This is a genomic window from Paenibacillus sp. YYML68 (assembly GCF_027923405.1).
GTDB lineage: Bacteria > Bacillota > Bacilli > Paenibacillales > NBRC-103111 > Paenibacillus_G.
Map to the genome: position 1 here is coordinate 821995 of NZ_BQYI01000001.1, position 22835 is coordinate 844829.

Below are 22835 nucleotides of genomic sequence, written 5' to 3' on the forward strand. Positions count from 1 at the left end.
AACACGCACACCGCGCGGCTAAAGTCGAGTGGGGGAGAAGGTTGCTGACGGACTTGGTAACATTTCCGTATGGTTCTGGAAATATTATGCTGACGGCTACAAACTATAAACATTAGCAGCTCGTTAAACTAAGTTGAACAAATGACATTATTATTCGCTTACTGTTATACACTGTTTCCGGGAATGATAAGCTGAGGAGGAAATCCGCTCACAAAGGCGAAAGCTATCACTTTACCCGGTAATCGTTCCCCAGGAATGGCCTGCTGCGGCTCCAAGATATATAAAGATCATATTCCAGATGAAGCTGCCGATCGTGGTGAGTAGCAGGAACCATCCGATGCTGATTCGGCCTAAGCCTGCCGGAATGGAGATGAGACTTCGGATCAGCGGAATAAAGCGGCAGAAGAATACGGTCCATAGTCCATACCGGGCAAACCATCCGTTCGCTCGGTGCAGGTCATGCGTCGTTAATCGCACGAAGGAGCCGTAGCGTTCAATGATCCGCTCCAGCTGCCGGAGTCCCAGCTTCCAGCCGAGTCCGTAGAGCACGGCTGCTCCGACAACGGAGCCGATCGTGGCGTACAGCAGGACACCTGCCAATGTCAGGTCGGTTCGTGTGGTCATGAATCCGCTGAACGAAAGGATCACCTCGGACGGAATGGGGGGAAATACATTTTCCAAGGCGATCAATACAAGGATACCGGTGTATCCGAACTGCTCAATAATAGAGATGATCCACTGCTCCACTAGTGTACTCCTTTAGCTTGATTCTCTTCGGCCAATGGCTTTTCCTTCGATAAGAACCATCCGCCCAGCGCAATAAGAATCAGGATGACGTAGAAGGTGATCTTCCATTCAGGCAGCTTGGCGAAGCCCTCTGGAAGGACGGACAGCGCCGGATGCGACAGGGTATAGACCGACAGCTTCACGCCAACCCAGCCTACGATTAGAAATGCGGCGATCTCGAGTCCCGGTCTCCGCTGAAGCAGCTGCACGAAGAAGGAGGCGGCGAAGCGCATAATAATGAGGCCGATAAAGCCTCCGGCGAAAATAACGAGGAAGTGCCCGCCGTCCATTCCGCCAATCTGCGGAAGCGGTGTCGTAGGGAGCGCGACAGCAAGGGCGACGGCTGCGAGAATCGAATCGACAGCGAAGGCGATATCCGCGAGCTCGACCTTGAATACCGTTGTCCAGAAACCGGCGCCTTGCTTCGGCTTGGACTCGCCCGTCAGCCCACCGTTTTCAGCCTTCTTGACGAGCAGCTTGCGGAATATGTGATTCAACGCGATGAAGATCAGGTAGAGGGCTCCGAGCGCTTGAACCTGCCATACGTCCACCAGGAACGAGATGATGAACAGGGAGGCGAAGCGAAACACGAATGCACCAGCCAGGCCGTAGAACAGAGCCTTTTTCCTCGCTTCGTCCGGCAGATGCTTCACCATAATCGCTAACACCAAAGCGTTATCCGCAGCCAACAAGCCTTCGAGGGCAATCAGGACGAGCAGCACCCATCCGTATTCCAGTAACAGAGTTAGCTCCATTAAACATTCACTCCTTCATGGTCATATAAATTTTAGCTCGATCAGGTAAACGTTCGGTTTAATAAGCAACGTGATGGTTTGTTCGCACCCCCCTTTGGCGATTAGCCCTCTTGCAGTGACGATCAACGAATTCAACGAAAAAAGCCCTTACCGTTTGCCGGCAAAGGCTGTACATGTATGTACATCAAAAGAGACCTTTGCCGACAAGGGCAAAGGTCTCGCTAACAACGTGAGTGACGCTGCAACAAAGCCGGAGGCATACGCCACGTAATGACGACTTTGTTCGAAATAGCTACTCCCCTTTGAGGGATCGTATGAAGTTAAGCTTAATATAGCAGGAACTTGCTGATGACGTCAAGACATAAGTAAGAGCAAGACCACGATTGGGTTTGGAGAAGCTGTACGAACATTGTTAAACTTGTTTTATATCCAATAAATGGACATGGATTAAGTTACTAGGTACAATATAGTAGATTCCAAAGTGTGGGATCTGAATTCTTCATAAATATGACGTTATCAGAAATGACCGATTTTGTGTGTGATTCAAGGAGGTGCTGAAAATACGAAAAACACTATTATTTAGTCTATTGTTAGTATCAATGACTGGCGCAGCAGTGATCACATCGATTTCATTATCCATTTTGATAGGTGTTTATTTACTTTCAGATACTTTCGCAGGTAATGATTATTATGGAGCCAGGCCTGTTGATTAACCACTAAATGGTAGAAAAAGAGCCGTCAACCCGATAAAATGTTTGTACCCCTACAAACAATTGGGAAGGTGACGACTCCATGAAAAATTCTAACACGATTCTTCCCATTCTACAAACACTCCTTACGACTGAAGAAGTCGATCATATCGTCCAGGCGAACGGTTATGTGGACAAAGCTCGAAAGTTCACGGTTCATCATTTGCTTCAATATTGGTGCGCCGCAGCGAGTGAGGAATGGTCAGGGTATCGCTCTGGTGCAGATCGCGCCGCCCGTAGCGGCTTAAGCCCTGTTCATTATTCCTGTTTCTCGGGTAAAGCAGCAGAGGTTCCATTTGAAATATTCAAAGAGCTGTTTCATCTACTTGTCCGTAAATGTAACCGTGAAACACGGCGAAAGCTCGCCCTCCCAAAAGAACTGCTACTCATTGATTCGACCACGATCACAGTGGGGAAAACTCGTTTGCCGTGGGCTCCTTATCATGGAGAACGAGCGGCGGTTAAATTGCATGTAGCATTACGTGCCCTCAACGGGCAGCCGCTTGGCGTCACAGAAACCATTGGTTCAAAGCACGATAGTCCTGTGTGCGAAACGCTGGAAAACGTTGATTTTATTATGGTTATGGACCGAGCCTACGGAAAATTGGAGCGGTTGGATCGCTACAAACAAGAGGGGCAATCCTTCGTCATCCGTCTTCGTGACAATGTCCATATCGAGAAACCATACACCTTGCGGCGTCAGTCCCCGTCCGACTCTTCAGTGATTGGTGATTTCACCTGTCAACTCGGAACGCCTCAGTGTCGCTCTACACAACGTCATCGTGTAGTCATCTTTCGGGATTTCGAAGGAAGAGAGATTCGCGTCGTTACTGACCTGATGAGTATAAGTGCCGAACAGATTGCTTTAATCTATAAAGCCCGCTGGCAGATTGAGGTATTCTTTCGCTGGATCAAGCAACATCTTAATATTCCGACGTTATTTGGCACGACAGAAAATGCCGTTTATGGCCAATTGTTTTGCGCGTTGATCGTCTTTGTGCTGCTCAAATGGTTGTTTGATGGGACCCGTCATGGAGTTCCTCGTCATGCTAACCTTAGTTTCGTTCGGTTCGCTCGCTTGCTGCTCTTGAACAACTTGTCCGCAGAGTGGCTTATTCGAATACATCGGTTTATGTTGTGTTTTTCCAGTCCGAGTTAATTACATATCTTGGTTAATCAACAGGCCTGTTATGGAGCAGTAATTTATTATTTCCGTTGCTCACTCCCAGTGGTGATGATTACTCCTTTTGTAGCTATACCATTACTTAATGTAGATAATTACAAGAAGTTATTATATGGTTCGATCATAAGTGGTGTTTTGTTCTATTTATTAGCTAGTTGGATGCTTGGTCTGTATATCGAGTATATGAGCTATCTTCCACTGCGTGATACTTTTGGATTGTTAGTAGGATATAGCATTGGGAGTCTTGAAATAGCGTATTTATCAGTGTTGTTAACATTGAATTTTCTTTTAGTAGGACGAGTTATGATTAGGAAGTGACTTGTTGGTTTTTCGAAGAGGTCGGTCACATCTGATAACAATGCATTCACGCAGCGGGCCGGCAAGCCGTCCCTTGGTCGCCAGGAGGGATTTCGAGGAAGTGGGATCAGGCGACAACCCTGCACCGACTAAGCACATTGCGCCCGGCCGCCGGCCTCAAGTCGGTGAGGGTTCGTGAATGCGAGGAACGATCTATGAATTTACTTATGGAGGGAAGGGCAATGAGGGCGACTCCAGATGTTATTGCAATATGGAATAAATTTGACGACTTTCCTATGGAAACTCTAACTAAAGCTTGGTACAACGAATTAACAATGGATAGTCAACAAAGATCAGTTGATTTAATGAAATTACATAGAGAGAAGTATGGGACGTCCGGGAATTGCTTCGATTTGGCTATTTGGTTAATTGATGAATACAGAAAGAACAATCTTTACTCCTATGCAGTATTAACACCAGACTCACATGTGGCAGTCGTAGTCAAGAACGAAGAGGGAAACAAGTATTTATGCGATTTAGGAGACCAATGGATCGAGCCAATACTTATAGAACCGAATCACGAGGATTATTCTGAACAATTTTTGCCAGGTTTTTTTCCGGGTGCTGAAGTTAAGCTGAATTACCGAACGGGAAATTTACTTGTGACTTATAGGAGGCCTAACGGCAAGGTAAGTAGACAAGAGTTTGATCTAACTCCTATTTTCGATCAGGAATTAATAGTGGCGGGACAAAAAACACAAAAAAAGCTATGGACTCCACTCGTTGAAAAGCGATTATTTATGGAAACAGAAGTGACACATTGGGAATTTGATAACTTTACAAGCTTTATCAGTTCTACTGAGGGCAAGAAGATGGAAGAACCACTAAGGAAAATAGAAGAGTGGGCAAATCGAATTTGTATCATGTCTGGAATTAGCGAAGAAATTGTCTTGACGGCATTGAAAGTATATTCAAAGAAGTCTCCCCATGATTAACATCATTTTGCGATCAGCGCTGTTATTCGGGGACGATCGGGATTACCTTTGCACGACAAGGAGCAACCCTAATGAAATTAGAATGGAAGCAGTTCCTCAATCAGCCTCAATTTTGGGGCATTTTCTTGCTCTCGGAGCTTGTTTTTATTTTTGTTGGATTTCGAGTAGCGGAGCAGTGGCAGGACATACCCAGTATGATTTTCTTCGTCATGGCGGTTAATCTGCTCTATCTCTTGTATGGTGCCGAGCAAGCGCGGCTAGAGATGAAGCACTATATTGCGGAACAGATTCATTCACTCCCTAGAGGCTACAGGTACTATGTAATGAAGCTGGGCTACTGGCTTTCTCATGTTCTGCTATTCTACTTGATTTCAGTCGTCAGCATCATCATGTACTTCACATCCCAACAGGTTGAGATGAACGGCGTAGTTCTTACTATGATATGGACGTATACGTTTTGTAATTGGTTTGTTCCTTTTTTGATTTCGGTCGTTATCGGATACTCGTTATACTCAATATTCCCCCACATGAGCACCTATCTTGTAATCGTGTTCGTCTGGATACTTCTCGGTCCATACAATCCATTCGTCGAGTTGCTTCCATCAGACTTATCTCCGTATCTCGCAGTGGCGGACACTAACTTTCAGCTTACTCATTACATATACGTCTCAGAGCATATGATCGTAAACACGGGCTCATATTGGCAGCGGATCGTAGTGGTTATGGCTGCATTCACTATATTTCTAGCTTCGGTTGGACTGCTTCGCAGATTACATCAAGTACGAATCTTAATACCAACTCTATTAGCTGGCATTGTACTTATTGCGTATACTGCCCCAACCCCCAGAATAAGCGACCAGCCTGGCAGCCTGCAATTAGAACCTGACCCCTATAACGGGAATCGTTATTCCATAGAAGCGTATAGCATGGACTTGCATCATGCCGAGGTGGATCATAAGCTATCGTACAGCTTGGATATTCAGATGATTGCGAATGATGAGCATGTAAGCTTTGCCCTGTGGGACTCGATTCATATTGCTAGTCTGGAGTGGAATGGGGAGAAGCTGGCTTTTCATAGACAAGGGAATTGGGTTCATGTTCGACTACCTAGCGGACAAGCGGGTGCAGGGGTACTTCATCTGGAGGCTCATACAAGCGAGTATCCAGATGTGAATCCGACCTCGTTGCTGTTGCTATCTACTGTCCCCTGGTATCCGATGCATCCTGACGAAGCGATCGACCCAATGGGGAATGCGAAGAAGGAGAAGTATGATATTACGTTACACCATACGGGGCACAACCACGTGAAGTCGAATTTAACCCAGCGTGAAGACCATGTATTCACTGGGGAGGCGTACGGTCCTACGATTCTTAAAGGATATTTCAACCAAACGAATAATCTTCTATATCTTGTTCAATACGATAAAAATGATATACGGAATAAAATGAATCAAATTCGGGGTGTATATCAGGAGATGGGGATAAGCAGTCCGACTCGGTTATACTTCGTGTCCTCCGCAACGACTTATTCGGCTAACCCGGATGAGAGCTTCACTACACCGTTACCGATTCCTCTAGAGCAGACGGTTAAACACTATTTATCCAAGCGTTGATTATGGAGGTACATCCTTATGCTTCAGATTCAAGGGGTTACGAAGTCATTCGGCCATCGAGTGGCTCTACATGAAGTTCATGTTGAAATCAGCAAGGGCGTAGTCGGACTGCTAGGGCCTAATGGAGCGGGCAAGACGACGCTGCTCAGGGTGTTAGCCACCGTATATTCCCCTACCACGGGTCGGATTGAGCTACATGGTGTCGATTGGGATCGGCAGGTGGAGGAGGCTCGGAGGCGCATCGGGTACCTCCCTCAGCATGTCGGGCTGTTCCCCGCGTTGACATCGTATGAATATCTCGACTACTTCGCATTAATGAGAGGAATAACGGATTCGAAGAAGCGTCGTGACATCGTTCATGAAGTATTGCAAGAGGTGAACCTGATCGAGAAGAGTAATTCCAAAATTCGCAAGCTGTCCGGTGGCATGAAGCAACGTCTCGGTATTGCACAAGCGATTATACATAATCCACAGCTGCTGCTATTAGATGAGCCTACGGCTGGACTCGATCCAGAGGAGCGGTTAAGATTTCGAGGTTTAATCAGGCGGCTAGCCGATAACCGAATCGTGATCATCTCGACACATATTACGGATGATATCTCGATGACATGTGATCAAGTATGCGTAATGAAGAAGGGCAGGCTGGAATATTTCCCGTCACCTTCTGAGATTAGTCACTTAGCTAATGGTAAAGTGTGGTCTGTCGATGCTTCGTTTGCGGAGTACTCGGAGATCGAGCGCATGCCTGACTATCAAATTGTGAACTCGATGGAGCTGGACGGGAGAATAAGGCTACGGATTCTTTCCTCTGACCAACCATCTCCTGCCGCTGTATCCGCTGATCCTACGTTAGAAGAGGGGTATCTGATCTGGTTAAAGGGACGATAAGTATGTGGCTGTATCTCATTAAGACGCAATCCTTCTTCTTGCTGCTGCCAGTATGGGTCTGTGTTCTAGCGATTGCCCTAAGAGATCATGAATCGATCTCAGCGTACAACGTACTCGCGTATGTAGGGATCGTCATGGTGCCCTTTCCGGCGGCTGGGCTCATGCACCCCGTAGGCTCCTTGCATCAGAAGGAGCTGTTTACTTCGCTGCCTCTGTCGAATAGATCCTTGGGCTTCATACAGCCCTTCACGCTAGCCGCGCTGTACGGAATCATGTATTCGGTTACGCTGAATATAGTCGTCGAGGATGGAGCTCGCCATTTGACAGCGGCTATATTCACTTCAGTCATGCTTCTATTCGTATTCACATGTATGTTCATTAGTCTTCTCAAGAACAGTGCGATTGGGCTATGCTTAGCGCTCATTTATGTTATATTCGGAATGTTCACCACAGGGACAGGTCAAGGAGTCTTCTATCTGTTCCAATGGTTTAGGCCGAAGCCTTATACAGATCCCCAAGCGTTCGTGGTGTACCAGATCATAGGTACGATCGTCTTAGGGATCTTGAATTATTGGCTGGTTAAGAGGAGAAATAGGCTTCATTGGTTACAATTGGGGTGAGGGACCAAATTACGAGTCAACCACAACCCATCCTGCTAAGATAGGACTGTTGCCAACAGTGCCCGATACAAGCTGTATAAACGTCATACGATCATCGCTCCTCAGCCGCAGCGACGGCTGAGTGATGCGATTTTGACACGAGCGTACATTTCTCATTGCATTCTAGACTCTTCCAGCGTATGATTAGACTAAATAGTTAGTTTAACTCGAGAGGAGCTATTCTCATGCAAACAATAGGTATCATCGGAGCAGGTCTCGCAGGCTTAGTCACTGCAGCGTTGTTAGCCAAAAGAGGGAACCGCGTCGTCGTCTTGGAGCGCTCGCCCATCTTAGGCGGAAGAAGCCACGTCGTGTCGAAGAACGGCTTCACGATGAGCTACGGCGCGCATGCGGTACTGGCACCCAAGGAGGAGCCGATGCGCTCCATCGTCCGTGAGCTGGAGCTGCCGATGCAATACAGGAAGGCGAGCCTCTCGAAGTTCAAGCTCCTCATGAACGGCAAGGTGATCTCGAGCCCTCTAGGCTTCGGTGCGCTGACGTCTCCGGCAATTACGGGCTTGGTCAACCATATCCAGTGCCTTAGACAGTTCTACCAGTTGGTCAAGCAAGCGCCTGTATTCCCGGAGACGATGTCTGTAGGTCGATGGATCAGGGAGAACGTAACGAACCCTGAGATCGCGAAGGTGCTATCCGCTTATGCGGCTCTATCGGTGTACGATGGCGCGATCGACACGTATTCGATGAACCGCTTCGTCGAGCTAACCGCCCGAGCATACGAGCGTAATGAGCCTCTGAGCTACATGGGGTACGACACGCTCCTTGCGGAGCTGCACAAGGCGATTACGACACATGGTGGGCAGGTGCTGCTGGGGAAAGCGGTCTCCGAGCTGATCGTGGAAGCGGGTCAAGTGAAGGGTGTCGTGTGCGCGGAGGAACGGTATGCATTCGATGCGGTCGTGCTGAATGTGCCGCCCAAGGAGCTGAGCAAGCTGCTTCATGAACCGGCCTTAGCCGAGGAGCTGGGCAGCTATACAGAGCAAGCGGCTCAATATGTGTACGTCTATGATCTCATGCTGTCGAAGAGACTGCGCGGCGATATTAGCAATCTGCTCGATCTGGATGGACGGTTCTATGTTAATGATTACAGCATGAACAACCCGTCCTCCGCGCCTGCGGGCACACAGTTGCTGCAAGGGATGAAGTTCTTGAGCGCCGAGGAGCAGCTGGACGACAGTCACGCGAGCCGTTCCCAAGACGACTATGAAGCGATGCTGCATCAGGTCTATCCGGGTTGGGAGAAGCACGTCGTCCAGAAGCGCATCATCCACCGTGCGATGGTCAACGGAATCGCCAGAAGGATGAATGCGCGTCTGCTGCCGCTGCAGAGCCGAGCCGTAAGTGGCTTGTACCTCGTTGGCGATGCGACAGAAGGAGCGGGAGCGCTGGGGATGCCGTGCTACGATAGCGCGCGGAAGGTCGCAGATATGTTATCCTGAAGGAGTGAGGAACGAACGAGTTAGACGGAGGCTTCCATATATGAGTCAGGGAAGAGAGAAGATATTACAGACCGCTGTACACGAATTCGCCGAGAAAGGCTTCGACGGAGCCCGGATCGACTATATAGCGAAGGCGGCCGGAGTCAACAAGGCGTTAATCTATTACCATTTCAAAAGCAAGGAGGAGCTGTTCGCGGCGGTCATTAACGATCTGTTCGCGCATGCGCTATCCGTATCGATGGAGCCGTCGGGTACGTCCGTTCGCGAGGGCTTGCTGCAGGTGATGGAGCACTTCATGGATTTCCTGCATGACAACCCGTATTTTGTGAAAATTATGGACCAGAGCGTCGCGCAGGACCGAGACGTCTTCCAACAGCTGCACCATCAGAACCTTTTCTTCGAGACGGTCATGGGGATGTACCAGCAGGGCGTCCAGACGGGCGAGTGCAGACAGGTCGATCACCCGGAGGATGTCGTGATCAGCCTGCTGGGCGCGGTATACTTTTACTTCTCCCATCATAAGGCGATCCGGAAGTACTATGGCGAGCTCTCCGAGGAGGAGGTCATCGTGATCCGCAAGCGGACGATGCGGGACATGATGGCGAGGCTGATCTTTGTATAGTCACCCGTACTTGCCCAGCAGCCCACGTAAGAAGCATCGATAATCTTCAACGTACGATGGAGGCTCTAGTAGCGTTAAGCTTGTTCCAAAGCTGGCCAGAAACTGAAATCCGATCTCGTTCTGCGGTACTTGGATGGTGGCTGCAAGAAGCTCCGAATTGTAGGCTTCCACGCTCTTCCGACCGTACCTTTCGATGAAGTGATCCATAATGCGGGGCTCTATGAGCGCCTTAACGGTGACTAGTTGTGACAGAATGCTATCGCGGGAGGCTTGATCTCCTGCATCTTGACGAGGAACGAATGCTCTGACTTGCAGGTTCATATGGTCGGTACGGGACAGCTTGAAGGTCCGATAATCGTTCCGATCGAGGCAATAGCCCTTCATATACCAGCTCCTCTCATGAAAGTGAAGCTCATAGGGCTCTACCGTTCGACTCGTGGTGTGGCCATTGCGATCGATATAATCGAAGGACACGAGTCTGTTCTCTGAGATCGCCTGCTGACAGGTTAGCATAATGGGGGCCATCTCAGAGCGACCGTCCCATTCATAGAAGGACAGCTGAATCGGACTTTTCACAGACGTGGAGCTCACCATGGATTCGATTTTTGTCATCGTGATGGCAACTTCTGGACTGACCATAATTTGTCCCAATCCGCTGAGCGCTGTCAGTAGATGCTCTAAGTCTTTGCTTGTGAGAAGACGCTTATCAAGTTTATACTCCTCCATGATCCCGTATCCGCCATGTACGCCATGGATCGAATAGATGGGGATATTGGACATGCCAAGTGCTTCCATATCGCGCAGAATCGTTCTCTTCGATACGTGAAGCAACTGAGCCAATTGGGCAGCGGGTACGACATCCCTCTGCAGTAAGATCATCACGATTGAGAGCAGCCTCTCCAGTTTGCCCATTCTCATCCTCCTGTTCCCATCAATCTATGCGAGAGCGACAATCTTTCTTTCGTTACCAGTATAAAAGGTGACACACAAGCTGTCACTCTTTATCGCTTATAGTAAATGTAGAACGAAGAGGAGGAATGTACAATGTCAGTTATTGCATATGTAAACTGTGATGGGAATGCGGCTCAAGCTATTGATTTCTATGCGAAGGCGTTGAGCGCAGAGCAAGTGAAGAGTGTGCAGTTCAAGGATTTCCCGCAAGACCCTAGCTACCCGTTGCCCGAGCAAGAGCTGGAGATGATTATGGAGGCCTCGATCGAATTCGCTGGCGGTAAAATCATGCTGTCCGACATATTGCCTTCGATGAAGAAGGTGACGGGCGAGTATGTACGAGGAAACCATATGTTCATCAGCCTCGTGATCGAGGACAAGGAGGCGCTGGAGAGCTATTTCAACGGCTTGGCGGTTGGAGGCTATGTCATCATGCCCCTATCTCACACCCCGTGGTCGTCTTGCTTCGGGATGCTGGTGGACCAATATGGTATTGGTTGGAAGTTTAACAGCGATGCTGAGAAGTTTCTGGATGCAGTGATGTCGAAGTCATAGCTTGATTGAGCCGCGGCACCTGCAGCTACTCCTTCACTATGCTCGTGGCTTCCACAGCCTTATTCGCTACATCTATATTCCATAAGATCGTAATGGTTTTGCCAATGGAATTGTCATAGGCTTGGCTCAGGAGCTGTTCATCCTTCACCTCTAAGGTATGGGCGAACAGCTCTTGCTTCGTTCGACCGCCCTCCAGCCAGTTCAGACGAACGAGCTTCTCTTGTGTAGGATCTAAGGCGAACAATTCATAGGTAGACCCGTTACAGCTGGCATATTGCTTTAATGTAAGGAGCTCCGTCTTGTCGATCGATAGCTTCTCAAGCGGATTTCTCTGCGTGTTGTATGTATAGTACTGATCCTGCAGCTTCAAGCGATATGCCTTGCCTTGATACGCATAGACCAATTGCCGTTCTCCATGCACGACGGTGTCGCCTGACTGGGCCAAGCAGGAGGCTTCCTCTTGCACTTCTTGCGTTGCATGAAGCATCGCGAGATAGACCTTCACTTGGCTATTCGCTGTATCCAGTGATGCTTGCAGGGGAGCGCTAAGAGCCTGCTGAATGACGGCGGGGTCGGTTAGCTCCTCTACGTCTACATCGAGAGCATCCATCGTATGGCTTTCAGCATGCTGTTGAAGGGTTGCTTCAGAAGCAGGAGCTGCTCCGATGTCCGGGGCCATGCTCATGCTCGACGGTGCGGTCATTGATGGGGACTCCTGCTCCGCTTCATTTATCGCTCCACATGCTGTTAATATTGCAATAACTAACAAGCTCATTATGAGGGCTCTTTGCATCGTATAGACGACCTTTACTTGGAATATACTTATTACCTAGCGGAAAAAGGTTCTTGCCACAAATCAGGGCAAGAGCCTCGCTTCTGTCGGGGACGCCCCTCTGTAACCCCAGGTATCACACCTTCTCACGACAGCTTGATGATCCTGTCACATGCTTCCACAACATACGGGTCATGCGTCACAATAACGATGGTTTTGCCTGCATGATTAAGCTCCCTCAGAAGCTTAACGATCTCGTTCCGATTCTCGATATCTAATGAGCCAGTCGGTTCATCGGCTAGGATGAGGTCGCAGGGCTTCAGCAATGTTCTCGCGATTGCCACTCTTTGCTGCTCTCCGCCTGAGATTCCGTATATGCTTTGCTTGAGCTTGATATCCAGCCCAACCTTCTCAAGAGCCTCCATTTTTAATTTTTGTTTTTCTTTTCTGGATAACCTAGAATTCAGCAGAGGCACTTCAAGATTATAGTCCACCGTCTCATCATCAATGAGTGCATAATTTTGAAATAGATACGATATCCTCGTTCTAAGGAGCCGTCTAGCCTGAGCCGAACCGATCCGTGGACGATTCGCATTAAACAGTCGGACAGTGCCGCCACTCGGGTTTTCCAGCAATCCCATCATATTAAGAACGGTTGTCTTTCCAGAGCCGCTTTTCCCAGTAATGGCCAGCATTTCACCCTCGTACACCTGTACGTTCAAATTCTCAAGGACGACGCGATCTTGATAGCATTTGCTCACATCTATGAGCTCACATATTGCATTCACGTTCAATGGCCTCCTTTCAGTATGTTTACTTTGTTCGAACGCTCCAAGACGTAGAGACCAAGAACAGCCGCAATAAACTCAACTGCGATTACCCCACTCCCTATAGCAAGAATACTGATGTCAGACGCACCCACGGCCTCGTAGATGGATGACGCCACGGCGAATGTGCCTCCCGCCTTCTGTAACAGTGTAGATGCGAATCCGTTGTTCACAAGGAAGCAAGCACCGATCTGGATCACCCATGTAGCCGCTAATACCCACATATACTCCTTATAAGTTTGGAAAAATCCGCTACCAAATAATCTGCGAATCATAAATCTTCGTTTATATTTACTGAAAAAAATGCTTAAATTCTGTATAACAAGCACCAACAGCCCTGCTGTCAGTCCGACGCTGATGAATAACAGTTGGTTCATCATCAATTGCAAGTCGTGAATTTGTTTAAGAATGTACTGGTCGACGGTTATCAGGTTTCTTGAATTGTCGTTGAGCTTTAATCTTTTCAATTCAGGCTCCCAGAACTCATACGTTTTCTGAGTATCGCGATCAATTAGCTTGACCTTCAATGGGTCTCGTCCACCACCGGACATCATGTTTGCCTTATCTGCAACGAGACTGTTCTGCTCTGTGATCACCTCGATGATGGGATCTACGATTATATTATTTTCGGATGGAAATACCTCGGTATTGAAGCTGAATAGATTCTGTCCGTTTGCAATCCAGATTATGTTTAGTTGTTGGTTTTTCATCCGATCTGTAACGGGTACCTTGAACAAAAATTCATCACCTTCAATGCGACTCTTTCTTTTTTTCTTAAACGTATCTAATATGGTCTGTTCATGCGCTCGGTATTTATCAGGTACAAGCAGTATCGCATCACTCCTATCCTCAGATAGCTGTACAGGTTGTCCTTGAGTATCATATACAGGAAATTCATTGAGATAATTAAGGTTCACCTTTATACTACGCAAGTTGTCCCTGTTCAACAGAAGGGATCGTTGCTCATAATCACCCGCATTGATATATAGGGCACCCGCCTGATTAAGTAATGGATATAAGCCTGTTACCTGCGCGACCGTCATCTTGTACGCCCCGTGCTTGACGTCCTCCAGATCGTCCCCAACGGTCAGAGGGTAGAACATACCATAGTCCTTGCTTCGCTCCCAGCTTTTCATATTATGTTGCTTGATGTGCAGATGATCATATTGGTCCCAGATTGAGAGGATAACCAAGATCAGAACTAAGGAAGCTCCGGTCTTGAGCAGTGTGTTCCATGCAAAGATGCGGTTCGTTTCTTTGCGGTTCTTGATCGCATCGACGACTCTTATTCGAGATATATGGACATAAGCGACGAGTGAAATCAAGCTGATGATGATATAACTGATGAATGCAGAGACGACAACATGACCGATAAACGAAACAGTCACATTCGTTATGAATAAGGATGCGATAACAGAGGCTACTACTGCTAAAGCAAACATAACGGAAATCAATCTTCCAATAATAAAATACCACAGGATGATGTTAGACAGGCCGTGCATCTTCATGATGCCAATCCGCTTCGATTCGTTGAACACATAATAGATGAGCATCATCATCGTGATGATCAGAATGATGGAATGTATATAGGATAAGAATTCATCTTTCATTTCGATTTCGCCTGTAGGATCAGATGAATGCTTAAAATCTTCAGGAGTTAGAAGAGTAGTCCCGTCGTATCGTTTATTTACTTTTTGGACTATAAGGTCAATAAAATGGTTGTATTGTTCCTCAGATGACTCTACAAGGTATTGACCCTCTACTGGAAGACGTGTGTAAGCGAATTGTAAAGGTTTGATTTCGAATATGTATCCATTTCCAAAAGTACTGAGGATGCCAGCCTGATGTTGTTCTCTAGAATCTATATTTGATAGGAAACGACTACTTCTCTGGGTATCTTCAGCGGTGAGAAACGCGCCACTTGTTAAACGCAGTGAAGAAAACAATTGGGTCGTGTTTGTTAGAAGCACGTACTTATGGACCTGAACGGTGTCTTGTACACTGTAATCGATGTTTGTTCTGAAGATATTTACCCTTGCTTCTATGGCGGCTTCAAGTAAGATGGGGTAAAACTCATCTGGAGAAGCGAGAAGTCCATTGTTAGGGATATGCAAGGGTATTGAAAACGCCTCCCCTATTGATTCTAACTTGTCCATTTCGTTCCGATTCGTTTGGTTGTAAGACAGTAGAAAAGAGACTAAGAAAATAAAGAATAGTAAGCATGACAATATTTTTTTCAATTCTTCCGCTCCTCTATATTCAAGCATTGTTCTGTTCGCGTGGGTTCATTCAACCTGATCATGCGTCTGATTTCCAGTTGAGCCAAGTCCGGATACATGCATAGGAAACGTTTCGCATAAATCCATCGTGTTTCTAGGTTGGCCTGGCCTCAGAGATAAGTTATCATACGATGGTTAAAAACAATGTCGAAACTCGCCTGTTTTCTTGAATAACCGAACCCAAAGCGCCTGTTCATGGTCTTATATATATCAACGGACAGAAGGAGGCGCATGACGCTTGACCGATCGAGAGCTATTCGAGGCGTACCGGACGGATGTGTACTATATATGCTACTACATGCTGCACAACAGCGCCGATGCAGAGGATGTGTGTCAGGAAGTGTTCCTGAAGGCGTTCCAAGTGGACCGAAGCGGTATTGAGAGGCTGAAGCCGTGGCTGCTTCGGATCGCCGTTAACCAATGTGATCATCAGCTGGGGCGTAGAAAAGTAGGAGTGTGGAAGGAGATGAAGCAGTTCCTCCAGCAAACGCTGCAGGCACATGAGCCCGCTGATGAAGCCGTCCTGCGCATAGAGCGGGAAGACGATCTGAAGCGGTGGCTGCAGCAGCTCCCCATCAAGAGTCGGGTCGTCCTCACGCTGCGCTACGTCCATGAGCTGTCCCTGCAGGAGATCGCAGAGTCGCTAGACATCCCGCTAGGAACGGTGAAGTCGAGACTGAACGCAGGACTCGTGCGGATCAAGAAGCACATCGAGGCCGAACGATACCCTAGCGAGAGAGGAGCCGAATGTCATGAGTAATTCAATCGAAGAGCTGCTGCTGAAGAAGGCGCGAGCGGAGCGGCCGAGGCTGCCGGATTTCGAAGCGATGTGGGAGAAGCTTCAGGCTGAGCAGCAGCAGGAGACCTTATCCAGTGGGCACAGGCGTAAGCGAGTCAGCAGGCGTCTGCTGCTGCCAGCGATCGTAGCTGCAGCTATGCTAGTGGCGGCGCCGGTTGTCGCGGGCGTGTCGATGGGCTGGACGGAGCTGTTCGGGCGGATCGGTGTGAAGACGGCGGTGGAGGGCGGCTTCGGCAGTCCGCTCGATATTAAGATCAGCTCGGCCGGGACGACGCTGTCGCTGCACGGCGTCGTGACCGACGATCAGACGCTGGATGTCTTGTTCACGATGCAGCTCCCTTCGCTGCCAGCATACGATGTGATGGAGTTCGAGCACAAGACGCTTACGACATCCTCGGGCACGACGCTGCCGCTGGATGACCTCATCCAACGCAAGCCATCTACGCAGTCGGCGGAGTCGGGGGAGTCTGGGCATGAGCTGACCGGCTTGCTGGAGGCTCGGTACGGGCTTGGCAAGAAGCGGGAGCAGCTGGGGCTGTCGCTGCGCGATCTTGTTTTTCTCCGCTATAGTGAGGTACAGCTCCCTGCAGCGCCAGCTTCCCTTCAGGATCACGACGAGCTCCATAGCGGGACCCGGTTCGGCGAGCTGAGGATCGTCTCCGTGTTCAGAGAGAAGGACGTCTATACGATTCGCTATGAGGTTCCGGTAACGCAAGAGGATCAGCGGCTCGACCCGCGGCTGTCGTTGAAGTCGGAGGGGCAGGCGATGAGCAGCTATTCGGCTGTACTGCCGTCGGAGCAGGAGGGAGTCAGCCTGAGGCAGGATACGTACCGGCTGACGGATGAGGAGCTCAGCCGCGCGAAGCTCCACTTCAGCTACTTGGAGAAGGTTCATACGATCGCGGGCACATGGGAGACGTCCTTCACAGCTGATGGGAGAAGGGCGAGCCAAGCGACGTACCGAAAGAAGCTCGACGCGGCGCTGGTCGACCCAGAGACGACCATGAAGCCGATGGAGCTTGTGGTGACACCGCTCCATATCCGCGTGCTGCTCGAGAACGAGTCGCATTCGCCGAATCGAGCCTACCTCCACTATGACAACGTGGAGCTGCTGCTGAACGGACAGACGCTCTCGGGAGGGCTATGGCATACGGAGGAGAGCGGCTGGTCGTATCGCTTCGAATCGCCAGAGTGGTCCAAGGACTGGTCGCACGTACCGATGACGCTGCAGCTGTCCGAAGCTTGGGTTAGCAACCGAGCGAACGAGATGTGGTTCCCGCTGCAGGACGTCTCGGAGTCGAAGCAGACGATCGAGACGAGCTTGGACGGCTTCCCAGTGACCTTGACTTACTATCAGCAAGGGCAGGACTTGATCGTCGAGTCGCACTCGGACAATGCGCAGTTCAGAGGGATCTCGCAGACAGCGGTGAAGCGAGACGGGAAGGCGGTCTATCCCGCGGAGAACCCTATGCCGCCAGGCGGGAACGGCTCGAATCGAAGAGCAGACCGTTATCCCGGACTGCTGGCCGAGCAGGGGACGCTGCAGCTAAGCCCGGGCTTCTACAGCTACTCGGTTCCGGAGAAGCTCGTACGAGTTCCGATTAATTGATCTGAGAACAGATAAGGGAGCAGTCTGCCGCGGCAGCTGCTCCCTTCATTTTATAACGTGACGGACGCACCTCTTACTTCATCATCTTCAGTACAAGACGGTCATACATCCGGTCTGGCAGCACCGGCACTGGGTCATCACAGCTGTGATCCTGATGCTCGTGACGTATAGCTTCGTGATGTACCTGCTATTTGTTAAGAAATGAATGAATCACCTTGTTACCGTCATCCCATCCATCTCCTCAGTCAGAATGTCGTTCCCTAATCGGTCATAGCAGCAGCCTGTTGACAACAAGCGTCGAACAGAGTAATATAGTCACATACCCCACGGGGTATTAAATTTTACCCAAAATAATACCCTATAGGGTATATTGTTCTCGCATAAAAGGTAACCCTAACTTCAACAAGCTCACCACTACAGGAGGATGATGACGATGACCACTGCAACGATGCAAGCGATGACTCCACAGCAGCTCACGCGCAAAATTGTTAACCATGAAGAGCTCTTTATACTGGATGTGCGCAATACGTCGGAATTCGATAACTGGAAGATCGAGGGCGGCAAGGCGGAGATCTTGAATATCCCATACTTCGATCTGCTCGATGGAGTCGATGAAGCGCTCGATAAAATTCCAAGTGGCAAGGACATTCTCGTCGTGTGCGCCAAGGAAGGCTCGTCGATCTTCGTTGCGGAGCAGCTCGTCGAGGCGGGGCGGACGAACATCTACTACTTGAGGGGCGGCATGAAGGCGTGGAGTGAACATATCGAGCCAGTCAAGGTCGGTGATCTGAAGGGCGGCGGAGAGCTGTACCAGTTCGTCCGCATCGGCAAAGGCTGCTTGTCCTACATGGTGCTGTCCGGCGGGGTAGCCGCTGTCATCGACACGCTGCGCATGACCGACGTATACGAGCAGTTCGCCCGTGACAAGGGGGCGGTGATCAAGCATACGCTCGATACGCATCTGCATGCCGATCATATCTCGGGCGGCAGAACGCTTGCGGAGAAGGCTGGCGCGACGTACTGGCTTCCTCCGAAGGATGCGACAGAGGTGACCTTCAAGTACGAGCCTATCGAGGAAGGCAAAGACATTGCCGTCGGACAATCGAGTATCCGGATCGAGCCGATCTACTCCCCAGGGCATACGATTGGAAGCACGTCCTTCGTCATCGATGAGCAATATTTGCTAAGCGGCGACATTCTGTTCGTGGAGTCGATCGGTCGACCGGACCTTGCGGGTAAGGCGGAGGATTGGGTGGCGGATCTGCGCACGACGCTGTATGAGACGTATAAGCATCTATCCGACGATCTGATCGTGCTTCCTGCCCACTTCGGCAAGGCAACGGAGCTTGGCGAAGGTGGCAAGGTAGCGGGGCGGCTCGGTGATCTGTTCAAGAGCAATCCGGGACTGAACATCGATAGCGATGCCGAATTCAGAGCGGTCGTGACCGAGAATCTGCCGCCGCAGCCGAACGCGTATCAAGATATTCGCTTGACGAACATGGGACAAATATCGCCGACCGAGGACGAGCAGCGGGAGATGGAGCTGGGACCGAATCGGTGCGCGGTGCACGATAAATAAGTTCTTTTTTGCGAGCCTGTTATTTCAGGATAGAAAGAAGGATAACGCCTTATGGACCTGAATGTGCTGTGGATTGTCGTACTGTTCGCAATAGGCTTCGTCGGGTCCTTCATATCCGGGATGGTCGGTATCGGCGGGTCGATCATCAAGTATCCGATGCTGCTGTATATTCCTCCTGCGCTCGGATTCGTGGCATTCACCTCGCAGGAGGTGGCAGCGGTGAGCGCGATTCAAGTGTTCTTCGCTACGCTTGTCGGCATGCTCGCTTACCGCAAAGGGAGCTTCATTCATAAGAAGCTGGTGCTCTACATGGGCATACCGATCGTCATCGGAAGCTTCATTGGCGGTTACGGCTCGAGGCTTCTGCCTGACAGTGCGATTAATATGACGTATGGGGTGATGGCGCTCGTAGCCGCGGTGATGATGTTCATGCCGAAGAAGGGGGATGAGAGTGGGGATTATACGCAGCTGACGTTTAACCGTAGCGTGGCGGCGATCTCTGCTGGAGTGGTCGGCATCTTGTCCGGGATTGTTGGCGCGGCGGGGGCGTTCATTACGGTGCCGATCATGCTCGTCCTGCTGCGCATTCCGACCCGGGTCGCGATAGCTTCATCGCTGGCGATTACGTTCATCTCATCCATCGGCACGACAGTCGGCAAGATCATGGGGGGACACATGCTGTGGATTCCATCGGCTGTCATGGTCATCGCGAGCATTGTCGCATCGCCGATCGGCGTGAAGGTGGGCAAGCGGATGAACGTGAAGCTGCTGCAATGGATTCTGGCGGGCTTAATTACGGCAACTGTGGTGAAAATTTGGTTCGATCTATTAGCTTAACATCGAACAAAGGAGCGTGTAACGAGATGGCAGGAAGCTATACGAAGGATATGATGCACGAGGAAGTGAAGGAACGGTTAGAGAAGGGCGAGGTGCTGCACATTATAGATGTGCGTGAGCCAGAGGAATGGGAGTCGGGACATATTCCGAGCGCGAAGCCGATGCCGCTTGGCGCACTCAGCCTCCGTCATGGGGAGCTGGACCGTAAGCAGCCTTACATCGTCGTATGCCGCAGCGGGAATCGAAGCGGACTCGCCTGCGAGCTGCTGGAGCAATTAGGCTATGATGTGACGAATATGACCGGGGGCATGTCCCAATGGGGCGGCGAAGTGGCCCGCGGCTAAAGGACAAGAGAGGAGAGTGCACCATATGTCAGCAGCAATCCAGACGAATCGAACGTTAGATTGTGAAGGGATGGCTTGTCCGCTGCCTGTCGTGAAGACGAAGAAGGCGATGGACGAGATGAAGGCAGGCGAGGTGCTTGAGGTGCGTGCGACAGATAAGGGGTCGGTAGCCGACCTGCAGAGCTGGGCGAATCGGACAGGGCACCAATACATCGGGCTGAAGGAAGAGGGAGGCATCTATCGCCACTTCCTGCGGAAGTCCTCGGACAGCGAGACGAAGCCTGAGACGAAGCATCCGCACGTGATCGGCAACGAAGAGCTGACCCGCAGGATGGCAGACGGCGGCAAGCTGAGAATATTGGACGTTCGCGAGCCGGCGGAGTACAGCTTCCAGCGCATTCCCGGAGCGATCTCCATACCGATGGGCGAGCTCGAGCATAAGCTCGATTCGCTGCCGAAGGACGAGGAATACATGGTCATATGCCGGACAGGTACGCGCAGCGATCTGGCCTGCCAGCTGCTGGCCGAGCGCGGCTATACGAAGGTAACGAATGTCGTACCAGGCATGTCCGGATGGGAAGGGCCAGTAGAGCAAGACTAATCATTGTTGACGCACAGGTTACGCTGAATTTCTAATTATACATTTAATAGGGGGATTATATCATGGCAGATATCGTAATTGATGCGAAGGGCTTGGCATGCCCAATGCCGATTGTCAAAGCAAAAAAAGGAATCGACTCGCTGCAGAGCGGGCAGACGATGGAGCTTCATACGACAGATAAAGGGTCGATGAATGACTTCCAGGCTTGGGTGAAGCAGACGAAGCATGAGCTTGTGGAAGCGAATGAGGAGAATGGTGTGTTCAAGTTTATTGTGAAGAAGGGCTAAGCGAGCATAGGAGGGGTGAACAGGCTCGAAGCTGCTGCTGCGCCCCTCTCGTTTTTCGACTAAGACATACGTATACATGTATCTGTACAATATCTGAACACGAAAGGGTGGACGACATGGCAGACCAAGAAAAAACGACGATCGTTCTATTCAGCGGGGAGCTGGACAAAGCGATTGCAGCCTTCATCATCGCGAACGGCGCGGCGGCCTATGATCATGAGGTAACGATCTTCTTCACATTCTGGGGACTGAACACGCTTCGCAAGGACGAGCACGTGCCGTTGAAGAAGGGCTTCCTGGAGAAGATGTTCGGTAAGATGATGCCACGCGGAGCGAATAAGCTCGGGCTGTCGAAGATGCACTTCGCCGGGATGGGTCCTCAGATGATCAAGCATGTGATGAAGAAGCATAACGCGCTAAGCTTGCCGCAGCTGATTGAGCTGGCACAGGAGCAAGGTGTGAAGCTTGTCGCCTGCACGATGACGATGGACCTGCTCGGCCTGCAGAAGGAGGAGCTGCTCGACGGGATCGATTACGCAGGTGTTGCGGCTTACCTCGGGGATGCGGCTGACGCGAAGGTGAATCTGTTCATTTGATACCCGGCTCCCCGATGTGGTTATAATAGACGTATACATGTAACGGGGGGAATCGAGTATGCAATATGATGACGATATGAAGCGAAGACTGCGCCGAGTCGAGGGACAAGTACGCGGCGTACTGAAGATGATGGAGGAGCAGCAGAACTGCAAGGACGTCGTCAGCCAGCTCTCCGCGGTCCGCAGCGCGGTGGACAAGACGATGGCGCTCATCGTAGCCGTTAATCTGGAGCACTGCATTGTGGAGGAGCGGGAGAAGGGCGGAGACACGAGCAAGCTCGTTCAGGAGGCTGTAGAGCTGTTACTCAAGAGCAGGTAGGTGAAGGTGTGGAGACTGTACTGTATACGCTATTATTCTTATTCGTATTATGGATGATGTACAAGCAATTTGCCCCTGTTAAGGGGCTGCGTACCTTGCCGGCTGAGCAGTTTCAGACCGAGTCGAAGGGCAGTCCCGTGATTGACGTTCGCGAGGCTCATGAATATAAGCGCGGTCATATCGAGGGAGCGGTCAATGTCCCGTTAAGCCAGCTGCCGCAGCGCTTTGGGGACGTTCCAAGAGGTGGAACGGTGTATCTATACTGTCAGAGCGGGATGCGTAGCAAGCAAGCGGCGAGGCTGCTCGTGCGCGGCGGATACGCGGATGTCGCGGAGCTCAGAGGCGGAATGCTGTCCTGGCGTGGACCGACGCAGCGGTAAATAGGAATCAGTCCAATGCTCTCGTCTTGCGGCGAGGGCTATTCGCTGTTCAGCCGCTTGCCCATTCTTATGGTGGGTCATCATTCAAATGGAGTA

Annotated in this window: 24 protein-coding genes; 18 read left to right on the top strand and 6 right to left on the bottom strand. The window is 50.2% G+C overall.

The window, feature by feature from the left end:
- Positions 1–231 precede the first annotated feature (231 nt).
- Both PAE68_RS03765 and PAE68_RS03770 read right to left on the bottom strand, forming a co-directional pair.
- The gene (locus PAE68_RS03765; protein ID WP_281884199.1) at positions 232–747 is read right to left on the bottom strand and encodes a DedA family protein; all 516 of its coding nucleotides are present in this window, start codon (positions 745–747) and stop codon (positions 232–234) included.
- Complete coding sequence (locus tag PAE68_RS03770) at positions 747–1541, bottom strand: TerC family protein (protein ID WP_281884202.1); 795 nt, start codon at positions 1539–1541, stop codon at positions 747–749. The genes PAE68_RS03765 and PAE68_RS03770 overlap by 1 nt, the downstream gene beginning before the upstream one ends.
- A gap of 792 nt (positions 1542–2333) precedes the next feature.
- Between PAE68_RS03770 and PAE68_RS03775 the strand changes: the two genes are divergently transcribed.
- The 7 genes from PAE68_RS03775 (at position 2334) to PAE68_RS03805 (ending at position 10004) form a co-directional block, all read left to right on the top strand.
- Positions 2334–3449, top strand: coding sequence for an IS4 family transposase (locus PAE68_RS03775; RefSeq protein ID WP_281884205.1), 1116 nt, complete (start codon positions 2334–2336; stop codon positions 3447–3449).
- A gap of 536 nt (positions 3450–3985) precedes the next feature.
- Positions 3986–4765 (top strand): hypothetical protein, encoded by a 780-nt coding sequence (locus PAE68_RS03780; protein ID WP_281884208.1) that lies wholly within the window; start codon positions 3986–3988, stop codon positions 4763–4765.
- A 71-nt stretch (positions 4766–4836) separates the two neighbouring features.
- A complete protein-coding gene (locus tag PAE68_RS03785; RefSeq protein ID WP_281884210.1) occupies positions 4837–6378 on the top strand; it encodes a hypothetical protein in 1542 nt (513 codons plus the stop codon).
- An 18-nt stretch (positions 6379–6396) separates the two neighbouring features.
- On the top strand, positions 6397–7266 hold the full coding sequence (locus PAE68_RS03790) for an ABC transporter ATP-binding protein (RefSeq protein ID WP_281884212.1): 870 nt from the start codon (positions 6397–6399) through the stop codon (positions 7264–7266).
- A 2-nt stretch (positions 7267–7268) separates the two neighbouring features.
- Complete coding sequence (locus PAE68_RS03795; protein WP_281884214.1) at positions 7269–7886, top strand: hypothetical protein; 618 nt, start codon at positions 7269–7271, stop codon at positions 7884–7886.
- 224 nt (positions 7887–8110) lie between these two features.
- The gene (locus PAE68_RS03800; protein ID WP_281884216.1) at positions 8111–9382 is read left to right on the top strand and encodes a phytoene desaturase family protein; all 1272 of its coding nucleotides are present in this window, start codon (positions 8111–8113) and stop codon (positions 9380–9382) included.
- A gap of 40 nt (positions 9383–9422) precedes the next feature.
- On the top strand, positions 9423–10004 hold the full coding sequence (locus PAE68_RS03805; RefSeq protein ID WP_281884218.1) for a TetR/AcrR family transcriptional regulator: 582 nt from the start codon (positions 9423–9425) through the stop codon (positions 10002–10004).
- On the opposite strand, the gene PAE68_RS03810 is transcribed toward PAE68_RS03805, so the two are convergent.
- Entirely contained in the window at positions 10005–10916 is a 912-nt protein-coding gene (locus tag PAE68_RS03810; RefSeq protein ID WP_281884220.1) for a helix-turn-helix transcriptional regulator, read from the bottom strand.
- A gap of 132 nt (positions 10917–11048) precedes the next feature.
- Between PAE68_RS03810 and PAE68_RS03815 the strand changes: the two genes are divergently transcribed.
- Complete coding sequence (locus tag PAE68_RS03815) at positions 11049–11510, top strand: VOC family protein (RefSeq protein WP_281884222.1); 462 nt, start codon at positions 11049–11051, stop codon at positions 11508–11510.
- 25 nt (positions 11511–11535) lie between these two features.
- Here PAE68_RS03815 and PAE68_RS03820 read toward each other — a convergent pair whose 3' ends face one another.
- The 3 genes from PAE68_RS03820 to PAE68_RS03830 form a co-directional block, all read right to left on the bottom strand.
- Complete coding sequence (locus tag PAE68_RS03820; protein ID WP_281884224.1) at positions 11536–12213, bottom strand: hypothetical protein; 678 nt, start codon at positions 12211–12213, stop codon at positions 11536–11538.
- A 215-nt stretch (positions 12214–12428) separates the two neighbouring features.
- A complete protein-coding gene (locus PAE68_RS03825) occupies positions 12429–13070 on the bottom strand; it encodes an ABC transporter ATP-binding protein (protein WP_281884226.1) in 642 nt (213 codons plus the stop codon).
- Positions 13071–13072: 2 nt separating this feature from the next.
- On the bottom strand, positions 13073–15349 hold the full coding sequence (locus tag PAE68_RS03830) for a DUF1430 domain-containing protein (RefSeq protein WP_281884228.1): 2277 nt from the start codon (positions 15347–15349) through the stop codon (positions 13073–13075).
- Between the two features lie 277 nt (positions 15350–15626).
- Here PAE68_RS03830 and PAE68_RS03835 point away from each other — a divergent pair, with 277 nt between their 5' ends.
- The 10 genes from PAE68_RS03835 to PAE68_RS03880 all read left to right on the top strand — a co-directional run bounded on the left by PAE68_RS03835 (position 15627) and on the right by PAE68_RS03880 (position 22739).
- A complete protein-coding gene (locus PAE68_RS03835) occupies positions 15627–16148 on the top strand; it encodes an RNA polymerase sigma factor (protein WP_281884230.1) in 522 nt (173 codons plus the stop codon).
- A complete protein-coding gene (locus PAE68_RS03840; protein WP_281884232.1) occupies positions 16141–17796 on the top strand; it encodes a DUF4179 domain-containing protein in 1656 nt (551 codons plus the stop codon). Before PAE68_RS03835 ends, PAE68_RS03840 begins: the two co-directional genes overlap by 8 nt.
- A 433-nt stretch (positions 17797–18229) precedes the next feature.
- Positions 18230–19375: an MBL fold metallo-hydrolase gene (locus tag PAE68_RS03845; RefSeq protein WP_397378113.1), complete on the top strand. Its 1146-nt coding sequence runs from the start codon at positions 18230–18232 to the stop codon at positions 19373–19375.
- A 51-nt stretch (positions 19376–19426) separates the two neighbouring features.
- A complete protein-coding gene (locus PAE68_RS03850; protein WP_281884236.1) occupies positions 19427–20212 on the top strand; it encodes a sulfite exporter TauE/SafE family protein in 786 nt (261 codons plus the stop codon).
- Positions 20213–20238: 26 nt separating this feature from the next.
- Entirely contained in the window at positions 20239–20556 is a 318-nt protein-coding gene (locus PAE68_RS03855; RefSeq protein ID WP_281884239.1) for a rhodanese-like domain-containing protein, read from the top strand.
- Between the two features lie 25 nt (positions 20557–20581).
- Entirely contained in the window at positions 20582–21157 is a 576-nt protein-coding gene (locus PAE68_RS03860; protein ID WP_281884240.1) for a sulfurtransferase TusA family protein, read from the top strand.
- A gap of 62 nt (positions 21158–21219) precedes the next feature.
- Complete coding sequence (locus tag PAE68_RS03865; protein WP_281884243.1) at positions 21220–21444, top strand: sulfurtransferase TusA family protein; 225 nt, start codon at positions 21220–21222, stop codon at positions 21442–21444.
- A gap of 116 nt (positions 21445–21560) precedes the next feature.
- Complete coding sequence (locus PAE68_RS03870) at positions 21561–22040, top strand: DsrE/DsrF/DrsH-like family protein (RefSeq protein WP_281884245.1); 480 nt, start codon at positions 21561–21563, stop codon at positions 22038–22040.
- A gap of 58 nt (positions 22041–22098) precedes the next feature.
- On the top strand, positions 22099–22359 hold the full coding sequence (locus PAE68_RS03875; RefSeq protein ID WP_281884247.1) for a metal-sensitive transcriptional regulator: 261 nt from the start codon (positions 22099–22101) through the stop codon (positions 22357–22359).
- Between the two features lie 8 nt (positions 22360–22367).
- Positions 22368–22739 (top strand): rhodanese-like domain-containing protein, encoded by a 372-nt coding sequence (locus tag PAE68_RS03880; RefSeq protein WP_281884249.1) that lies wholly within the window; start codon positions 22368–22370, stop codon positions 22737–22739.
- Positions 22740–22835 lie beyond the last annotated feature (96 nt).